The organism is Erythrobacter litoralis (assembly GCF_029760855.1).
Taxonomy (GTDB): Bacteria; Pseudomonadota; Alphaproteobacteria; order Sphingomonadales; family Sphingomonadaceae; genus Qipengyuania; species Qipengyuania litoralis_A.
On record NZ_SOSI01000006.1, the window covers coordinates 43,455 to 61,326 of the forward strand.

Here is a 17,872-nt window from a genome sequence, read left to right on the forward strand (position 1 = left end):
CCGCTGTGTCCAAGAGGTCGCGCCGGACGTCCCCGCCTTTTGAGATACCTCTTTTACGCACATTGTCGGCGAGCGCAATATACTTACGGTCCAAATCGGTATGTAGCAGACCGAGGGAAATGGCGCTCTGGCGAGTTGCGCAGCAGAGTCTATTGAGATACATCAATAGTGCCGGGCGAGTGGAATGATGGAGAGGCGGATGGGAGAAAGTGTCGAAACCGGCGATGCGCTCGCGCTTTATCGCGCTTGTGCCGCAAAGTTGACTGCCCAAGGGTCACCGTTCGCCGTCAAGCAACCTGGTACAGCGAAGACTCGTCATTTCGCCGGGACCAAGCAAGCCCTTTTGGACATCGCCGATGCGAGCGAAGAGCGTTTTGGCCCACGCGCTTTCTTCGAGATCGAAGATATCCGCAAATCTTACGCCAAGGTCATGGAGGAATCGCGCAAGCTCGCAGCCTCGCTATCTGAGACGCACCGCATCCGGGAAGGAGAAGTCGTCGGTGTAGCAATGCGCAATAGCGCGCACTGGTTTACCGCGTTCTGGGCGATCCAAAGGCTGGGGGCGGTGGCGGCGCTACTAAACAGTCGCAGCAAAGGGCCCGAAATCGCGGCCAGTGCTGCTGACGTCGGAGCGAGACTGATCTTCGCAGACGAACGCTGCGCCGAAAGGTTGGATGATGAGACGGAAATACCGGTCATCGGCTTCCCCCAGATCGGCGATCTCATCGAAGCGGGTGAGGCGAATCATATCGACGTCCGTGCCACAGGCGATGATCCCGCGATGATTCTGTTCACCTCGGGGACGACCGGTCGGCCCAAGGGCGCAACGATAAGTCACGCAAACATTTGCAATGCAGCTCGCCAGCTTGAATACATCGGCGAATTGGGCATGACGATGGCGGCGGAGAGGCGCGGGATCTCGGTAGAACTGATCCGCCAGCATGCACCGCCGGTTTCCCCCCTCCTGATAGTCCCGATGTTCCACATCTCCGGCGTTACGCAAATGATCTCGACCATGCAGGGCGGCGGGGTGCTTGCCGGGATGCGGCGCTGGGACCCGGCAGTGGCGATTGACCTCATCGAACGCAATAAGGTGACCCAAGTCTCGGGACCAAGCCTGGTCATGGCCGACCTTCTCGCTCAACCCAATGCTGCCGAGCGCATGAAGTCCGTCACCAGCATGGTTGTTGCAGGGCAAGCCAGCCCGATTGCGCTTACCAAGCGAATATACAAGGAGTTTCCTCAAGCGGGTCAGGCTGCTGGCTGGGGGATGACTGAACTCACCGGGACGGTGGCAAGTTGCTCAGGTCCTGTGTTCGCCGAGAACCCGGGAAAGGTCGGCGTCCCGTTGCCGCTCGTGGACATCGAGGTCCGCCGGTCGGACGGCTCCCCGGCAGATGTCGGCGAAGTAGGCGAACTCGTCGTACGTGGCCCCACGGTCATGTCTGGATACTGGGGGCTTGATGAAGCAACTGCCAAGACGTTCGACGGCGAGTGGCTGCTGACCGGCGACCTAGGCACAGTCGATGAACGCGGCATGCTCGCCATTGTCGATCGAGCCAAGGACATGGTTATTAGCGCCGGCGAGAACATCTATTGCGCCGAGGTCGAACGGGTTCTTGCGATGGTCGATCATCACCACGAGGTCGCCCTGTTCGGCATTCCCGACGAGCGTCTGGGTGAACGGGCGATCGCGGCAATCGTTTTGGTTGATGGATGCGTGATGTCCCCGGATCCGGAGGCCGTGAAGAACCATGCGCGCGAGCATCTGGCAGACTACAAGGTGCCGACCGAGATCGTTTTCGACCTTGGCCCCCTGCCCCGCAACGTCACCGGAAAGGTAGACAAGGCCGCGCTCAAACGGCTCTACGAAGAACGACACGCCGAACAGGCGGCCTGAGGGAGAGCCAATTACATGCCAATGCCCAAGGATATAGGCGTCATAGACCTGATGCTCGGAATTCCCGTTTCCGAGGACAACAAGGAAATGTACGAGTTCCTCAAGCCCTTGCTGATGGACGAGCAGAGCCGGAAGATGTTCTCCATGCCGGCGCAATACATGTTCAAGGATATTCCGCAGTCGGGAGGCGAAGAGGACAAGGTCGCCTGGGTCATCGGCGAGATGGACAAGCATGGTGTCGAGCGTGCGATGACCGGAATTTCGTCAGGAAACACCGACAGGATCGAGGCAGTCAGGCGCTTTCCTGAGCGATTCATGCTCAGCTACGAATGCAATCCAAATCGCGGTATGGACGAAGTGCGCGATATCCGTCGCCTCAAGCGCGATCACGGCATCGTGGCGGTGACCTGTTTCCCCGCCGGCATCAATCCGCAGGTGCCGATCAACGACAAGCGCCTGTATCCAATTTACGCCACATGTGTGGAGGAAGGACTGCCCTTTTTTTGTACGACCGGCGTCTCCGGACCGCGCGTCCCCAGCATGTGCCAAAAAACCGAATTGATCGAAGAGGTCGTCTGGTTCTTTCCCGAACTCAAGTTTGTGATGCGGCACGGTGCTGAACCTTGGGAAGACTTGGCGGTCAAACTCATGCTGAAGTATCCCAACCTCTACTATAGCACCTCCGCATTCGCACCGAAGCACTATCCCAAGTCCATCATCGACTTCGCGAACAAGCGCGGCAGCGACAAGGTTCTTTACGCCGGATATTTTCCCATGGGCCTCAGTCTCGAACGGATTTTTGCCGAGCTCGAAAATGTGCCTTTTCGCGACGAGGTCTGGCCCAAGTTCCTGCGCGACAATGCGCTGAAGCTTTTCGGACTGGATGACGATTGATGGCCGATGACGACCTTGAGGCGTTCCGCGCCGATACGCGCGCGTGGCTGGAACAAAATTGCCCTCCCGGAGCACGAGGCGTGCCCATGCGCCCCGAAAATTCGGTTTGGGGCGGACGGCGTCCCTATTGGCCGAGCGATGACCAAAGGCTCTGGATGGAACGTATGGCAGAGCGCGGCTGGACCGTTCCGGATTGGCCAAAGGAATATGGCGGAGGCGGGTTGAGCAAAGCCGAGGCGGCCATATTGGCGCAGGAACTAAAGCGCATCGATGCGGCGTCACCGCTGCAAAGCCTTGGGATCTGGATGCTCGGCCCAGCTCTTCTTGAGTTCGGGACCGAAGAACAAAAGCGCAAATACCTTCCCGACATCGCAAACGGACGGGTGCGTTGGGCGCAAGGGTATTCGGAACCTGGTGCCGGGTCCGATCTCGCGGGCGTTCAGACGCGCGGGGAATTACGCGACAGAAATTGGGTAGTTAATGGCCAGAAAATCTGGACCACCTATGGCGACAAGTGCGACATGATCTTCGCGCTGGTCCGGACGGAACCGGATGCCCCGAAACATCTTGGCATCAGTTTTCTCCTCTTGGACATGGACCAGAAAGGTGTGACGACCCGTCCGATCGAATTGATCAACGGGGACGCGCATTTTTGTGAGACGTTCTTCGACAATGCAGTGACAAATTCCGAGAACATCGTCGGCGAAAGGGGACAGGGCTGGAGCGTTGCGAAATTCCTGCTCGGGCATGAGCGCGCCATGATTGGTCAGGCGTCGGGTGCCGGAATGGGAAAGCCCCTCGAACAGGTTGCGAAAGACACCTTGGGCGTCAGCGGTCTTCGGGCCGAACCGGCGTTGCGACAGGAAGTCGTCGACAATCTCATCGATAGCTGGGTTATGCAGATCGCAATGGAACGGATGCGCGATCAGGCCAAGGCGCGCGAAATGAACCCGCACACCCCATCGGTACTCAAGCTGGTTGGAACCGAGCTCAACTATGCACGCACCGAGCTGATCGGTGCACTGACAGGGACCGATACACTGACAATGGATGATGCCGACACCGTCCGCTGGCTGTCCGCGCCGGCGAATTGCATCGCTGGCGGTTCCAACGAGATCCAGCTCAACATTCTAGCCAAGCGCGCGCTTGAATTGCCGGAGCACAAATAATGGCACTGGTTCTCACCGAAGACGAAACCATGCTTGCAGATGCAGCCCGCGGATTGCTCGACCGCTTGGCTCCGGTCACTGCCTTCCGGACACTTCGCGATAGCACCGACACGCTGCGCTATGATCCTGCGCTGCTGAATTCCCTCGCCGAGAATGGATTGGTTGCCCCAAACATCCCGGAGGAAAATGGCGGCGTAGGAATGGGTGTGGCAGCCGCCGGCGTTATCATCGAAATGGCAGCCCACAATCTCACGGCTGCACCGCTAGTCAGCGCAGCAATGGCTGCCGAACTGATCGCCCGCCTTGGGACAGACGACCAGCGCGATAAACTTCTTCCGGCCCTGATTTCAGGCGAACTGGTTGTAGCATGCGCATTTGAAGAGGCGTCCCGTCACGACCCTTCCCTGCTCGATACGACCGCCCGCAATGATACGCTATCTGGCGACAAGACTGCCGTTATCGACGGCATAGGAGCCTCGCACATGCTTGTTTCGGCTAAGGATGGAGACGCGACGCGCCTCTTCCTTGTCGATACCTCGGTCGAGGGCTGCCATGTCGAGCCGATACAGACGATCGACGGGCGCAATTTCGCATCCGTTGTCCTCAAGGGCGCGAGGGGTGAACCTGTCGGACAAGGCGACGTATCGGAAGCGATTTCAATGGCGCTGGATATCGGACGCGCACTTCTCGCTGCCGAACTCCTCGGCATCAGCGACCAGGCCTTCACGATGACGGTCTCTTACCTAAAGGAGCGCAAGCAGTTCGACCGTGTAATCGGAACCTATCAGGCGCTTCAGCATCGGACTGCCCGGTTGTACGCAAGGCTTGATCTCGCACGCGGAGTTGTACTGAAGGCACTTCGCTCGATCGACTCCGGCAGCGAGGACGCGTCCCAGCTAGCAAGTCTCTCAAAGTGTGTGATGACACGCCTTTCGCGCGATGTCCTTGCCGAAGCGGTGCAGATGCATGGCGGCATCGGCGTTACCGACGAATTCGATCTCGGCCTCTATTTCAAGCGCGCCAGAGTTGCAGGCAGTCTTCTGGGCGACGATCGCTTCCATGCGGAACGCCTTGCACAGCTCCGCTGGCAACTTTGACCCCCCAAAACAAACGAAACGACAGGAACCCACTCAGTATGCCAAGACTGATCGTGATCAACCGAGACGGTGCGCGGACCGAAATCGAGGCGGAGCCTGACCAGACGGTAATGGAGGTTATCCGCGATGCAGGGTTCGACGAGCTCCTCGCCCTGTGTGGCGGATGCTGCTCCTGCGCAACGTGCCATGTGCATGTCGATCCTGCGCATTTCGGCAAGCTCGGAAAGATGAATGAAGATGAGGACGATTTGCTCGAAAGCAGCGACCACCGTACGCCGTACTCCCGTCTCTCCTGCCAGCTGAACGTCTCCGATATCCCCGAAGGTCTCGAGGTGACCATCGCTCCTGAAGATTGATCCGTCAGTCTGGCTTTCGCTGTCGGCGCACGTTCTTGCGCATGAAATTGGGGAAGTAGCGGACAAGCCGCCAGGTCATCCGGGCTTTACCGCCTACTGGATGGTGCAGTTTATCCGAGTGGACAGCATTCCAGATCGCCTGTGCAGGGACTTCGGCACCGTGCACACCGAGGTTGCCCATATCGTCCTTGATTGATGCATTCCGGCCCTTACCGGGCGCATCGACCATTGAAGTCTGCGTAAACCACGGCATGACACAGCGCACTTCGATGGCGTGCTGAACCCATTCGCCATCAAGTGCTTCGCTAAGGCCTTTCACCCCCGCCTTGGTCGCCGTGTAGGCTGCAAGCCGTGGACCGCCATAAAGCGCGCCAGCGGATGCAACATTAACGAGCACTGGGCGCTGTCCTCGCTTGAGGTATGGAAGCGCGATGCGGGCTCCGTTCAGTACTCCCTTGAGATTAACATCGACGATCAGATCGGTGTCCTCGCCCGAGATATCTTCCAACAATCCATAGCGAACCACACCCGCATTATTGACCAGTACATCTAGGCCCCCTTCTCCGCAGAACCCTGCCAGTGCGTCTTGCCACGACCGCCGCTCTCTCACATCGAGCAGAAAGCTTTCGACACCTATCTCGTCGGGCCCATCCACCACATCACCGACACCGACCCGCCACCCCTTGTCACGAAACAGTTTCGCCGTCTCCAGGCCAATGCCCGCGGCTCCGCCGGTGACAAAGATCGACCGTGTCACTGTCCGGCTCCCGCCAACGCCTTCTGCATGACTGCCATATTATTGGGCTGCCCCGTTTCCGCCGTCTTCCCGCCATCCACGACCAATGCGTGGCCCGTTATGAAGCTGGCCCGATCACTCGCGAGAAAGCAGATTGCCTCAGCAATTTCTTCCGGTTGCGCACCGCGGCCCATGGGCACGCTCTCGGTGAATGCCTGCGCTATTGGTGGTGGCATCTGGGACGTCAAGGCGGTCAGGACGTAGCCCGGACAGACCGAGTTCACCCGCACGCCGTCACGCGCATAGTCGACCGCCAGGTTGCGGGTCAGGTTGATAACGCCTGCCTTGGCGCTGTTGTAAGCGGTGAAGCCATAGTCGCCGCCAAGTCCGGAAATCGACGCCGTATTGACGATGTTGCCCTTCGATTCGACCAAGTGCGGCAGTGCCTTGCGGCAAGCGTAGAACACGGCATCGAGGTCAATGGCATGGACCCGGCGCCAAGTTTCAGGATCGGTATCGACTGCGCGTCCAAAAGAACCGATCCCAGCATTGTTGAGGAGGATATCGAGCCCTCCCAAACGAGCAACGGCGACTGCGACCATCTCTTCAGCCGGGCCTCGTTGCGACAGGTCAGCAACAAAGGTGGAAAGTTCACCTCCGACCTCTTCGCTCAAAGCTCTTAGACCGCTCTCGTCTACATCGACAGCCACAACCCGGGCGCCTTCGCGAATAAGTTGCGCAGTACAGGCCTTACCGATCCCGCTCGCTGCACCTGTCAGGAGAACCCGTTTGCTGTTGAACTCACCCCTGGTCATCGATCCGCTCCGTTTTCCATTGCCTTTCGCATCGTAAGGACCTATTGAGATAACTCAATTGAAAAACGCCGACTGATGAGTCGTCGGCCAAGATTGGATGCGGAGACCAGGATGACCCCGACCAGCGACGCCCAGCTGAAGGCTGAAGCAGAAGCCAAGCCTCAGAAAACGGCGACGGATGCGTATCTCGGCGAATTGACTGGGGAAGAGCTGCTTATCTGGCGCATGGCTGACCTGCCGAACAGGCCTTCGGCGGACGAACGCAATATGCAGACCGAATTCATGATGGGTTGGTACTGCGTCTGCTATTCACATGATCTTGAAGTCGGACAGGTTCGCCCTGCCCGCTATTTCGCTCAGGATCTCGCGATCTGGCGCGGGGAGGATGGTGAGGCCCGGGTGATCAATGCCTATTGCGCGCACTATGGCGCCAATCTGGCCGTCGGCGGTAAAGTTCATGGCAATCTGCTGGAATGCCCGTTCCATGCGTGGCGCTGGAACGAGAAAGGGGCTTGCGAGGATATTCCTTACTCACGAGCGATCCCCCCCAAGGCAAAGCGCGACAATTGTATTCCCAGTTGGCCCGTACGCGAAGTCAACGGAATGGTCATGGTCTGGTATCATCCGGAGAAGGCCGCGCCGCAGTGGGAACCTGCAACATTCGAAGAAGCAGGCGACGATAGCTGGACCGATTTCCGCACCTACGAATGGCATGTCTATTCGGCGATGGAGAACATTGCCGACAACGCGGTCGACGTCAGCCATTTCAAATATGTGCACGGTGCCAAGAGCGTGCCGGACTACGAATTCAAGTTCGACGGCATTCGCCGGATCATCACATCCTATTTGAAGATGCATACGCCGCGCGGCGAGATCGACGGAGTTATTGAATCCGTCACGGTTGGTCCGGGCCAGGGTTATGTCCGCTTCTCGGGGATTACCGATACCGTCATGATGACCGGCACCTGTCCCGTCGATCGCGACATAACCCACAACCGGATGGCATTCACCCAGCCCAAGGCCAATGTCGATGGACCGACCGCTGGCCTCACCAAGGCCATCGTGAAAGACATCACCCGACAGTTCGACCAGGATAAGGTCATCCTCGATCGCCACGTGCGCAAGGACCCGCCAATGGTATGCGAAGGTGACGGTCCATTCGGCCGCAACCGTGTCTACTACAAGCAGTTCTACGCCAGTCATAACAAAGACAAGCCGGAAGCGGCTTGAGCTGTGGCCGACTTGAAGGACGAATTGCGCGAACTTCTCGACAAGCAGGCAATTACCGAAAAACTTTACGAATATTGCCGTTCGATGGACAGGATGGACGAGGAACTCGGCAAGGCCTGCTTTCACGAAGATGCCGTGGCTGATTACGGTGTAGGCGTGTTTCAGGGCACGGGTCATGGCTTTGTCGAGATGTGCATGAAGGCACATCCCATGTTCCATTCGCACGCACACCAGCTCGCAAACATCCTGATCTGGATTAAGGGCGAGAACCAGGCGCTCAGCGAGTCTTACGTCGATGCAACGCTTCGTCGGATCGATGAAGAGGGCAATGCGTACGACATCCGCAATCTTGGCCGCTACGTAGACGAATGGGAGAAGCGCGAAGGGACCTGGCGCATCTCGGACCGCAAATACCTACTCGATTTCGACCAGAGCGGCAGTAACGCCGGAATTTTCGAGACGACCAGCAAACGTGACCGTAGCGACCCGAGTTACTTCGGCGATTAGTCGATGACCGATTTCGCCACCAGATACGGTCCGACCGCGCTTATTGCGGGAGGCTCTGAAGGGGTCGGCGCTAGCTACGCGGACTTGCTGGCCGGTCGTGGCATCGACCTTGTCTTGATTGCGCGCAATGCCGGCCGCTTGGAGGCAACTGCTGCATCGCTCAGAAGCACATACCCCAAGCGAAAAATCGACATCCTCGCTGCCGACCTGACTGACCCGGCAACACCTACCATGCTGGCAGAAACACTGGCGGATCGTGAAATTGGCCTACTCGTCTACAACGCGGGTTCAAACTGGATCAACGACGACTTCCTGAATACGTCGATTGATCATGCAAGAACCCTCACCGCTCTCAACGCCACAACACCGATGGAACTCGCGCACCACTTCGGCGGACTGATGCGCCAGCGTGGTCGCGGCGGAATCATCATCGTCAGCTCACTCGCCTATCTCGTTGGCGCTCCGCAGATCGCTGTCTACAGTGCAGCGAAGGCTTTTTCGACGACGCTTGGAGAGGCCCTGTGGTTCGAATTGAAACCCCACGGTGTCGACGTATTGGTTCACGCGCTGGGCAGCGTCGATACACCCTTTATCAAGCGAACCTTTCCCGAAGCCTATGGGCGCGGCGCCAAGCCCGAAGACATGGCGCGTTCCGGTCTTCAGGCCCTCGGTAATGAACCTTTGTTGCGCGCCGAACCGGGCGATGCCTTTTTCCAGCACCTCGCCACGCTGAAACGCGGGGAGGCTGTAGAAACCATCTACAATGCCGGAAAGAAGTGGCAAGACTGAGCCCCTAAGCGGCTGCATCCGCAAGGATCATGTCCGCCGCCTTTTCCGCGATCATGATCACGGGCGCATTTGTATTGCCAGACACCAGCCTCGGCATGACCGAAGCATCGACGACGCGAAGCCTGTCGACGCCTCGCACGCGTAGTTGGGGATCGACAACGGAAGCCTCGTCCCCGCCCATCCGGCAAGTTCCGACTGGGTGGTGCACGGTGGTCCCTGCGGCGCGGATGTAGGACAGGATTGCGTCGTCTCCCTTGATCTTTTCTCCCGGGAGGGTCTCGCATTCCACCTGGCTCGCAAGAACCGGCTGTGCCGCAATGGTTCGTGCAAGTTTGAACGCCGCAACCTGTGCGTCGCGGTCCGCCTGCGCGGCAAGAAAGTTCGGGGTGACCGCCGGCAATTCCGCCGGATTGGCAGAGCGTGCGTGCACGTGTCCACGCGATTCCGGCCTCAGGTGGCACGGAGCGAAGGTCAACCCGGGGTGATCGTCCGGAACCAGCTTCCCTCCCGCTTCACTCGGCGGTTTCATCGTTGCCGGCGTGATGTGCATCTGGATGTCCGGTGTCACGAGCTCGAGGCGGGATTTGGTGAACAGCATCAGCTGGGAAGATGACTGGGCCAGCAATCCTCGTCGACTGATGGCGTAGCGCAGCACTTGGCCGATTAGCCCGAACCCTTGTGCCTGTTGGTTGATCGATCGTACGCCCTCCTTCATCCGAAAGCTGAGTGCGTGCATGAAATGGTCCTGCAGGTTCTCGCCGACGTTACGTGAACCGGCAATCACCGATATACCGAGTTCGCTCAGTCTTTTTGGCGAACCGATGCCAGATAGTTCAAGCAGGTGCGGCGAATTGAAAGCGCCGCCGCATAGAATGACCTCGTTTTTGGCGACAGCCTCCGCATCGCCTCCATTCAACGAGAAGGCGACTCCGCAAGCACGGCCGCTTTCCAGTAAGACCTGCCTTGCCATTGCGCCTTTCAGGATGCGCAGATTTCTGCGCTTTTCCGCTGGTCGCAGGTAGGCGGCTGCCGCCGAATGGCGCAGGCCACGCCGCATCGTAACCTGTGACCAGGTCACGCCTTCCTGGCTCGGCCCATTGATATCGTCGACACTCGAAATTCCGATAGCCTCAGCTGCTTCCATCACCGTTTCACTGATAGGCAATCCGTCGCGCGTATCAGTAACGCTCAACGGACCGCCGATGCCATGCCATTCGCTCTCGCCACGCTCCTGGTCCTCGCTCTTGCGAAAATATGGCAGGACATCGTCCCATCCCCAACCGATGCACCCTTGCTGGCGCCACCCCTCGTAATCCTCTGGCTGACCGCGAACGTAGAGCATTGCGTTGATCGAGGAAGAACCGCCAAGAACCTTTCCTCTGGGATAGGAATGACGCCTTCCTCCCGTTTGCGCATCCGGCTCACTCTCGTAGTTCCAGCTCACTGCCGCATTCTTCATTGTCTTGGCGAAGCCCACCGGGATCTGGATCAGGGCTGCGGAGCCGAACTGCCGCCAATTGCGCGTCGGGCGATCGTCGCCCCCCGCTTCGAGGAGAAGCACCGAATAGCGGCCATTCTCGCTCAGGCGATTGGCGAGCACGCAACCAGCGCTCCCCGCGCCCACAATTACGTAGTCTGCGTCGAAATGTCTCATCGGTTTCTCAATGTGTGGACGCAGCTTCCTGACGCCCCCTCACGAGCGTGCCAGGCAAGCTGCCCGTGGGATTGCCATCGCGATATGTCACTTGGCCTGAAAGGATCGTCGCGCGGTAACCACTAGCAGTTTGCATCAATCTCCGGCCACCAGCCGGCAGGTCAGCAATCGGCTCTGGCATCTGGAGGGACAGATTCGCCAGATCAATGACGTTAATATCGGCCTTGAAACCCTCGCGCAGGAGCCCTCTGTCGCAAAGGCCAACTACTTCGGCGGGATGTCGGCTCAATTCGTGGATCGCGGTTTCAAGCGCAATCCGGCCGCGATCACGGTCGCGTACCCAGTGCGTGAGCACAGTCGTGGGATAGCTGGCGTCGCAGATCAGCGCATAATGGGCACCGCCATCGCCTAGACCAAGCACTGTTGCAGGATGCTCCAGCAGGCTGCGGACAGGATCGAGTGTACCATCTGAATAGTTTCCCATCGCCACGAGCATTAGACTCGCACCCTCGTTTGCCAGAAGCAGGTCGTACGCTTCCGTGGCTGCAGACACTCCCCTTGCCTCGGCGCGTGAAGCGACGCTGTCTTCCGGTGCAGGCTCGTAGTTGAAGTCCGGTCCAATCGGATACATGCGAGCAAAATTGCGCGTCTGTCTTGCAAGCGGAAAGCGTACGAAATCGGGCTGTTCGCCTAAGATCCGGGCTCTCAGAGCAGGGTCGCGCATTCTTTCGGCCCGCTCAGCGGCGTCGAGATGAGCGATTTCAGCAAAGCTGTCGCAGAAGCTGAATGGATTCCATGAGACGCCAAGGCCGAGCACCATGCCGATCGGCCGCGGAAACAATTGGGCAGTGAGAGAGGCACCCTGCTTTTTTGCATTATCGAGCAGTTTGGCCAGAATTTTCGGCTCGGGTCCGCTGGTCCCGGTGAAGGTGGCAGGTACGCGATGCCGCTCCGCCACTCTCATGATCAGTCTGACCTCATCGGTCGGATCTGGGTTTTCGAAGTTGGGCACGAGTTGGAGGATACCACCACCTGCATCGTCAATTGCTCCAGCCAGAGCATCAAGTTCGTCCTCGGAGGCATTGAAGGTGGGGATTAACTCGCCTTGGGCCGTGCGATGGAAGAAAAGTCGCGAGGTCGCACACCCCAGCGCCCCGGCCTCGATTGCTTCGGCAGCCAGCCTGCGCATTTCCTGCAAGTCGTCAGCAGTCGCCTCTTCACGGGCGATCCCTCGCTCCCCCATGACGTATACCCTGAGTGGCGAATGCGGCAGGTAGGCGCCGATGTCGCAATCATGCGGCCTCGCTTCGATGGCACCAAGGAATTCAGCGAAGCTTTCCCAATTCCAGTCGAGGCCTTCGGCCATGACAACACCTGGAATATCTTCGACCCCCTCCATCAAACCGATCAGGGCGTCACGGTCGTCCGCTCGGCAAGGGGCGAAGCCGACTCCACAATTACCGATCACGACCGTGGTAACACCGTGATCCGTACTCGGCCGGAGGCGGTCGGACCAGATCGCCTGGCCATCGTAATGAGTATGTATGTCGACGAAACCGGGAGTGACATGGCAGCCAGTTGCATCGAGCACCTCCGCGGCGCTGCAGTCGACACCGTCGAGTGGTCCCACCGCGACGATCCTGCCGTCTTTTACGGCAACATCGCCAGCAAAGGCTTTCCCACCGCTTCCATCGACGATCGTACCGCCGCGAATGACCAGGTCGACCCTCATGACTTGGCGGTCCGCGCCCTGCGATACTGCATGAACTGCAGAGAAAGCGACAACAGAAGGGCAACGCCCAGCGCCGCCCCGAATATGAGGAAGGTTAACCTGTAGTCGCCATTCACGTCGAAAGTGACACCTGCGAGGTAGATCGCACCCGCAGATGTAAGGGAGATGATCGGGGCGACGAGGCCTTCGACAGAACCTAGCGAATTGGCTCCGAAAATATCCGCAAGCAAAGCCGAGTAGACCGGCCAGAAACCGGCAATTGCAAGTCCGGCGAGCGAACACGAAATTGCGAGGCCCCAGTAGCCAAGCTCCAGCGTCAGGCTGAAGGCAAAGGCCATGATAACCGCGACCCCGAATGTGACTAGTTTCATGCGGTCGAAACGGTCCGCGATGATGGCAAGAGCGAATTTGCCGAGTAATCCCGACACGCCGATCATCGAGATCAACGTACTTGCCTGAACCAGATCGATCCCACGTCCATTGGCAAGCGGGACGAGGCTGACGACCGTTGCTTGCACGACAGCCAGTGTCAGGGCGACGATGCCTGCCAGCACCCAAAACGTGGGATTGGCGATGATCTGCTTGAGCGGCAGTGGGGGTTCGTCGGGGACTTGCGGGACCGGCTCGGATTCATCGAGACTTTTCGGCTTCGGCTCGGTTTCGCCCTCTACTGGGCGGTCGACCATCCCCCAGGCGATGAGCAGCAAAGCTATGCCGACAAAGGCGCCCTGATAGACCAGCGCTTCGCGCCAGCCGAAAGCGGCAACCAGCTGTGCGACCACCGGGGCAAAGACGACACTGCCGCCAGATTGCCCGAATGCAACGATAGCCATCGCCCGCCCGCGATTGACCTTGAACCAGCGGGAAACCAATACGTAGCTAGCGATCGAACCCGCGCCTGAAAAGCCAAAGGAAATCGGGAAGAAGAGCAAGGCGGCCTTGGGCCAAAGTGCATCCCCAATACTGAGCGCCATCAGCCCACCGCCCATGCAGATACCGCTGATGGCCACGATTGTACTCACCTTGACCTTGTCGAGCATACGCCCGATCATCGGGGTGAGCAGCGCCGTTCCGAGATGCTGGAAAACAATCCCGCTGTTGATCGTCTCCCTCGAAAGACCGAGTTCCTCGGACACCGGCGTGACGTAAATCGAATATCCATAGAGGACCGAGCCGACACTCATCATCACCATGACGATGCCAAGGCCGACCATTGTCCAACCGCGATACCACGGGAAAGGGCCGGGCCTCACGCGCTCCATGCCGGTTCGTCCATGATCGCTCTCCCAATCCACAAGAGCCTTCGCGGACCTTGCCTCACTGAGATAGTAGTCACATAGAGGTACCTCAAACAAGCATTAGCAATCAATCGGCAATCCGGGACGATGGACCTGAACAACGAATTCACCGGGGCAGTAGCCTTCGTTACCGGGGCCGGCTCCGGCATCGGTCGGGAGACCGCTTTGCTTTTCGCTAAGCGGGGAGCAATTGTCGCCTGCGTCGATTTGGATGCAGACCGCTGCATGGACACTGTTGCCGCTATCCGGGAAGCAGGGGGCGAGGCGGCTGGTATCGTGGCGGACCTCTCGAGGCCTGAAGACTGCGAAAGAGCAGTAGACGATTGCCTCAATCAGTTCGGGCGGATCGATCATGCCTTCAACAATGCCGGCATCACGGGCAGCCATGAAGAACCCTTCGATCTGATCCGTGTCGAGCAGACAATCGCTGTTGACCTCTTGGGCGTCATTTATTGCATGAAACACCAAGTGGCGGTGATGGAAAAGCAAGGCGGCGGAACGATCATCAATACCGCTTCCATCGCTGGTCTGTCCGGCAACGTGGGTGCACTCGACTATACGGCCGCGAAGCACGGAGTAGTGGGACTTACCGGTTCGGCGGCACGGAAATATGGTCCATCAGGCATTCGCATAAACGCAGTTTGCCCCGGAATAATCCGCACCGCGATGACCCGAGCCCTGGACCGCGACGCAGACGAGCTCAGGGCGATTTTCAATCGTCTGAGCCCTATTACCGGCAAACCAGGCGAACCCGCGGACATAGCGGAAGCCGTACTTTTCCTGTCGAGCAGCCGCGCGAAGTTCATACATGGCGTCGCGTTGCCAATCGACGGCGGATTCACGATCTGAGGGAGGGATTGCGATGGACGAAAAGCAGATGAAACAGGTTCTTGAAGGTGTCAGGGTGCTCGACTTCGGGCGCTTCATTGCTGCCCCTTGGTGCGGGGCCATCCTCGCCGACATGGGCGCCGACGTTATCCGGATCGAGAAGCGAAGCGGCGGCGAAGACCGCTTTGTCCAACCTGTTTCCGAAACCGGAGACGGTGCCACGTTTCTCCAGTGCAACCGCAACAAGCGCTCGGTCACGCTCGACACGATGACCGACGAGGGCAAGGCAATTCTGCGCGATCTCATCGCTACAGCCGATGTCGTCCTTGCAAACATGCCTGACGCCGCGCTCGAGGCAAACGCGCTCGACTTCGACAGCGTAAAGGCGATCAAACCCGATATCATCTATGCCACCGCGCAAGGTTTCGGTCGCGGCGGCCCCTATTCCAACCGGGTCGCCTTCGACGGTATCGGACAGGTGATGTCGGGCGGTGTCTATCGTTCCGGCACCCCCGAACAGCCGATGCGTTCAACCGTACCCTATGTCGATTTCGGAACCGCGCTATCGCTCACCATCGGAATCGCGATGGCGCTGTATCACCGCGAGAGGACCGGAGAGGGTCAGGCTGTCGAAGCTGCATTGCTGCCCGTAGCGTTGATGATGACCAATGGCATGGTGATCGATCAGGCGATCCTCAATTCGAACCGCGGAAGAGTGGGAAATGGCGGGACCGCCGCTGCTCCCTGCGATCTCTTCCAGCTTCGCGATGGTTGGGTGCTGGTTCAGATCGCGGGACAGCCTATGTTCAAACGCTGGTGCCGCCTGGTTGGCGAAGCCGACTGGTTCGAGGATCCCCGCTTCGCAAACGACGACAAGCGAGCCGAGCATGGCAAAATTCTCAATGCCAAGATGCAAAGCTGGTGCGCGGATATGACCCTTGAGGAAATGCTTTCCGCACTCGAGGAGGCCCGTATTCCTGCGGGCCCACTGTATTCGCCTCAGGACGTGCTCGACGATCCGCACATTGCGGCGATGGGGTTCCTCAAGCCGATGGACTATCCCGGACTGCCCAGCCCTGCCCCTGTTATCGAGACGCCCTTCCGAATGTCGCAAACGCCGGGATCGCTATACCGCCGCGCCCCGACACTGGGCGAACATACCGCCGAAGTTCTTGCGGAAGTTGGCTTGGATGAAAGCAGGCTCGCCCAACTTCGCGAAAAGGGTATTGTTTAAGCCTCCACCGAAGCCTTTGCTGGGCTCAATTGGAACCCCCGATAACTGTTGGTCGCAATTTCGTCGCAGATAGCGCGATAGCGATCGAGCCCACCCTGGTAGGTCATGAATGATCGCGGTTTGCCCGGGATGTTTCCGCCCGTGTACCAGTTGTTAGTGTCCTTCGCGCGTAGATTGGCACTCCCGATCGCTTCAACCACTTTCGCCCATTCCAGTTCGGACTGGTGCTCCGGTTCGATTTCTTCGATCCCTTCCCGCTCCATCATCGCCAGGCAATCGCCGATCCAGTCGACATGCTGTTCGATGCCCATAATGACATTTGCGTGGACCGTCGGGCTTTGTGGGCCAGTCACGGTGAATAGGTTCGGGAAACCGTGCATCATCAGGCCGAGATAGGTTTCCGGGCCGTTCTTCCATTTCTCCGCCAGCTCTACGCCCTCGCGGCCCGTAATGTTCATGTCCAGAAGCGGACCTGTCACTGCGTCATAGCCGGTCGCGACTACCAGCATGTCGAGTTCGACGTAACGCCCACTTTCCAGCTTGACCCCCGTTTCGGCAATGCGTGCAATCGGGTCCTCACGTATGTCGACCAGACTGACATTGTCTTGGTTGAATATCTCGAAATAGCCCGTGTCCATGATGATCCGCCTTGTGCCGAGCGGGTTTGCGCTGGGGCAAAGCCTTTCTGCAGTCTCGGCATCCTTCACGATGCCCCGGATCTTCTCGCGTACGAATTCCGAAACCTCTGCGTTCACCTGTTCATCCGTACCGATGTCCGCATAAGCGGCGAGCAAGTCTTGCCTACCGATATTCCAGCGCCGCTCGTATTCGGCGAAGCGCGCTTCTTTGTTGTCGTCGAAGGCTTTCATTGCCTTGGGCGGCTCTATGATTGCCGCACCGAAACTGTTGCGCTGGTGGTTGCGGATAGTGGCATAGTCAGCTTTCGCCTCCGCAAGTTCTTCGCTGGTTAGTGATCGGTTCAAGGCCGGAAGACTATATTGCGCAGTCCTCTGGAAGACGAAGAGGTGACCTGCTTCCGCAGCAATCGCGGTTGACGCTTGGACGCCGGTAGAGCCTGTCCCGATCACGCCCACACGCTTGTCCTCGAACGACACCGGTTCATGCGGCCAAAGACCCGTGTGATGGATCGGCCGCGCGAAGGTCTCGATCCCGGGGATGTCGGGCAAGTTCGGCGTCGAAAGGCAACCGGCCGCGCTGATAACGACAGGTGCCTCGAAAACCGCTTTACCCTCCGTCTCGACTACCCAGAGCTTGCGCGCATTGTCGCGTGCCATCGCGGTGACTGTGGTATCGAACCGGATATCACGCTTGAGGTCATGACGACGGGCGATCTCCTCGATGTAGGAAAGGATTTCCGGCTGCGCGGAATACCGTTCACTCCAGTCCCATTCCTGTTCAAGTTCCTTGTCCCAAGGCACTGAATATTCGAGGCTTGGGACATCGCAGCGCGCCCCTGGATAGCGGTTCCAGTACCAGGTTCCTCCTACGTCGCCGCCCTTCTCCAGCGCCACCACGCTACGGCCCATAGAGCGCATTTTCCAAATGAGGTGAAGCCCGCCAAATCCGGCGCCTATCACGATCACATCAAAACGTTCTGCCATATCCTCACCCG

Annotated in this window: 16 protein-coding genes; 10 read left to right on the plus strand and 6 right to left on the minus strand. The window is 58.7% G+C overall.

Annotated features, from left to right (window positions below; genetic code table 11):
• Positions 1-184 precede the first annotated feature (184 nt).
• The 5 genes from E3U23_RS11780 to E3U23_RS11800 are packed head-to-tail and all read left to right on the plus strand — an operon-like array spanning position 185 to position 5,416.
• Positions 185-1,900, plus strand: a complete 1,716-nt coding sequence (locus tag E3U23_RS11780) for a class I adenylate-forming enzyme family protein (RefSeq protein WP_279351470.1) — start codon at positions 185-187, stop codon at positions 1,898-1,900.
• A 15-nt stretch (positions 1,901-1,915) separates the two neighbouring features.
• A complete protein-coding gene (locus E3U23_RS11785) occupies positions 1,916-2,794 on the plus strand; it encodes an amidohydrolase family protein (RefSeq protein ID WP_279351471.1) in 879 nt (292 codons plus the stop codon).
• Entirely contained in the window at positions 2,794-3,963 is a 1,170-nt protein-coding gene (locus E3U23_RS11790) for an acyl-CoA dehydrogenase family protein (protein WP_279351472.1), read from the plus strand. Before E3U23_RS11785 ends, E3U23_RS11790 begins: the two co-directional genes overlap by 1 nt.
• Positions 3,963-5,060, plus strand: coding sequence for an acyl-CoA dehydrogenase family protein (locus E3U23_RS11795; RefSeq protein ID WP_279351473.1), 1,098 nt, complete (start codon positions 3,963-3,965; stop codon positions 5,058-5,060). Before E3U23_RS11790 ends, E3U23_RS11795 begins: the two co-directional genes overlap by 1 nt.
• Before the next feature lie 38 nt (positions 5,061-5,098).
• Entirely contained in the window at positions 5,099-5,416 is a 318-nt protein-coding gene (locus E3U23_RS11800; RefSeq protein WP_279351474.1) for a 2Fe-2S iron-sulfur cluster-binding protein, read from the plus strand.
• A gap of 4 nt (positions 5,417-5,420) precedes the next feature.
• On the opposite strand, the gene E3U23_RS11805 is transcribed toward E3U23_RS11800, so the two are convergent.
• Together E3U23_RS11805 and E3U23_RS11810 are read right to left on the minus strand one after the other, a co-directional pair.
• Entirely contained in the window at positions 5,421-6,173 is a 753-nt protein-coding gene (locus E3U23_RS11805; protein ID WP_279351475.1) for an SDR family NAD(P)-dependent oxidoreductase, read from the minus strand.
• On the minus strand, positions 6,170-6,967 hold the full coding sequence (locus E3U23_RS11810) for an SDR family NAD(P)-dependent oxidoreductase (protein WP_279351476.1): 798 nt from the start codon (positions 6,965-6,967) through the stop codon (positions 6,170-6,172). Before E3U23_RS11810 ends, E3U23_RS11805 begins: the two co-directional genes overlap by 4 nt.
• A 111-nt stretch (positions 6,968-7,078) precedes the next feature.
• On the opposite strand from E3U23_RS11810, the gene E3U23_RS11815 reads away from it, so the two are divergent.
• Genes E3U23_RS11815 through E3U23_RS11825 form a run of 3 tightly spaced genes read left to right on the plus strand, consistent with a single transcriptional unit; the run spans position 7,079 to position 9,493 of the window.
• On the plus strand, positions 7,079-8,197 hold the full coding sequence (locus E3U23_RS11815; protein WP_279351477.1) for a Rieske 2Fe-2S domain-containing protein: 1,119 nt from the start codon (positions 7,079-7,081) through the stop codon (positions 8,195-8,197).
• A gap of 3 nt (positions 8,198-8,200) precedes the next feature.
• Positions 8,201-8,704: a nuclear transport factor 2 family protein gene (locus tag E3U23_RS11820; RefSeq protein WP_279351478.1), complete on the plus strand. Its 504-nt coding sequence runs from the start codon at positions 8,201-8,203 to the stop codon at positions 8,702-8,704.
• A gap of 3 nt (positions 8,705-8,707) precedes the next feature.
• Positions 8,708-9,493, plus strand: a complete 786-nt coding sequence (locus tag E3U23_RS11825; RefSeq protein WP_279351479.1) for an SDR family NAD(P)-dependent oxidoreductase — start codon at positions 8,708-8,710, stop codon at positions 9,491-9,493.
• A 4-nt stretch (positions 9,494-9,497) separates the two neighbouring features.
• On the opposite strand, the gene E3U23_RS11830 is transcribed toward E3U23_RS11825, so the two are convergent.
• The 3 genes from E3U23_RS11830 to E3U23_RS11840 are packed head-to-tail and all read right to left on the minus strand — an operon-like array spanning position 9,498 to position 14,132.
• Complete coding sequence (locus tag E3U23_RS11830) at positions 9,498-11,147, minus strand: GMC family oxidoreductase (RefSeq protein ID WP_279351480.1); 1,650 nt, start codon at positions 11,145-11,147, stop codon at positions 9,498-9,500.
• Positions 11,148-11,154: 7 nt separating this feature from the next.
• Positions 11,155-12,879, minus strand: coding sequence for an N-acyl-D-amino-acid deacylase family protein (locus E3U23_RS11835; protein WP_279351481.1), 1,725 nt, complete (start codon positions 12,877-12,879; stop codon positions 11,155-11,157).
• The gene (locus tag E3U23_RS11840) at positions 12,876-14,132 is read right to left on the minus strand and encodes an MFS transporter (protein ID WP_279351482.1); all 1,257 of its coding nucleotides are present in this window, start codon (positions 14,130-14,132) and stop codon (positions 12,876-12,878) included. Before E3U23_RS11840 ends, E3U23_RS11835 begins: the two co-directional genes overlap by 4 nt.
• 132 nt (positions 14,133-14,264) lie before the next feature.
• Here E3U23_RS11840 and E3U23_RS11845 point away from each other — a divergent pair, with 132 nt between their 5' ends.
• A complete protein-coding gene (locus E3U23_RS11845; RefSeq protein WP_279351483.1) occupies positions 14,265-15,026 on the plus strand; it encodes an SDR family NAD(P)-dependent oxidoreductase in 762 nt (253 codons plus the stop codon).
• 13 nt (positions 15,027-15,039) lie between these two features.
• A complete protein-coding gene (locus E3U23_RS11850) occupies positions 15,040-16,239 on the plus strand; it encodes a CaiB/BaiF CoA transferase family protein (protein WP_279351484.1) in 1,200 nt (399 codons plus the stop codon).
• Here the strand turns inward: E3U23_RS11850 and E3U23_RS11855 are convergent.
• On the minus strand, positions 16,236-17,861 hold the full coding sequence (locus tag E3U23_RS11855) for a flavin-containing monooxygenase (RefSeq protein WP_279351485.1): 1,626 nt from the start codon (positions 17,859-17,861) through the stop codon (positions 16,236-16,238). The two genes, E3U23_RS11850 and E3U23_RS11855, sit on opposite strands and share 4 nt — an antisense overlap.
• Positions 17,862-17,872: the final 11 nt, after the last annotated feature.

Excerpts from the sequence above, each read along its gene's own strand:
- E3U23_RS11780 (WP_279351470.1), top strand. The coding sequence starts at position 185 with ATGATGGAGAGGCGGATGGGAGAAAGTGTCGAAACCGGCGATGCGCTC.
- E3U23_RS11785 (WP_279351471.1), top strand. The coding sequence starts at position 1,916 with ATGCCAATGCCCAAGGATATAGGCGTCATAGACCTGATGCTCGGAATT.
- E3U23_RS11790 (WP_279351472.1), top strand. The coding sequence starts at position 2,794 with ATGGCCGATGACGACCTTGAGGCGTTCCGCGCCGATACGCGCGCGTGG.
- E3U23_RS11795 (WP_279351473.1), top strand. The coding sequence starts at position 3,963 with ATGGCACTGGTTCTCACCGAAGACGAAACCATGCTTGCAGATGCAGCC.
- E3U23_RS11800 (WP_279351474.1), top strand. The coding sequence starts at position 5,099 with ATGCCAAGACTGATCGTGATCAACCGAGACGGTGCGCGGACCGAAATC.
- E3U23_RS11810 (WP_279351476.1), bottom strand. The coding sequence starts at position 6,967 with ATGACCAGGGGTGAGTTCAACAGCAAACGGGTTCTCCTGACAGGTGCA.
- E3U23_RS11815 (WP_279351477.1), top strand. The coding sequence starts at position 7,079 with ATGACCCCGACCAGCGACGCCCAGCTGAAGGCTGAAGCAGAAGCCAAG.
- E3U23_RS11825 (WP_279351479.1), top strand. The coding sequence starts at position 8,708 with ATGACCGATTTCGCCACCAGATACGGTCCGACCGCGCTTATTGCGGGA.
- E3U23_RS11830 (WP_279351480.1), bottom strand. The coding sequence starts at position 11,147 with ATGAGACATTTCGACGCAGACTACGTAATTGTGGGCGCGGGGAGCGCT.
- E3U23_RS11835 (WP_279351481.1), bottom strand. The coding sequence starts at position 12,879 with ATGAGGGTCGACCTGGTCATTCGCGGCGGTACGATCGTCGATGGAAGC.
- E3U23_RS11845 (WP_279351483.1), top strand. The coding sequence starts at position 14,265 with ATGGACCTGAACAACGAATTCACCGGGGCAGTAGCCTTCGTTACCGGG.
- E3U23_RS11850 (WP_279351484.1), top strand. The coding sequence starts at position 15,040 with ATGGACGAAAAGCAGATGAAACAGGTTCTTGAAGGTGTCAGGGTGCTC.
- E3U23_RS11855 (WP_279351485.1), bottom strand. The coding sequence starts at position 17,861 with ATGGCAGAACGTTTTGATGTGATCGTGATAGGCGCCGGATTTGGCGGG.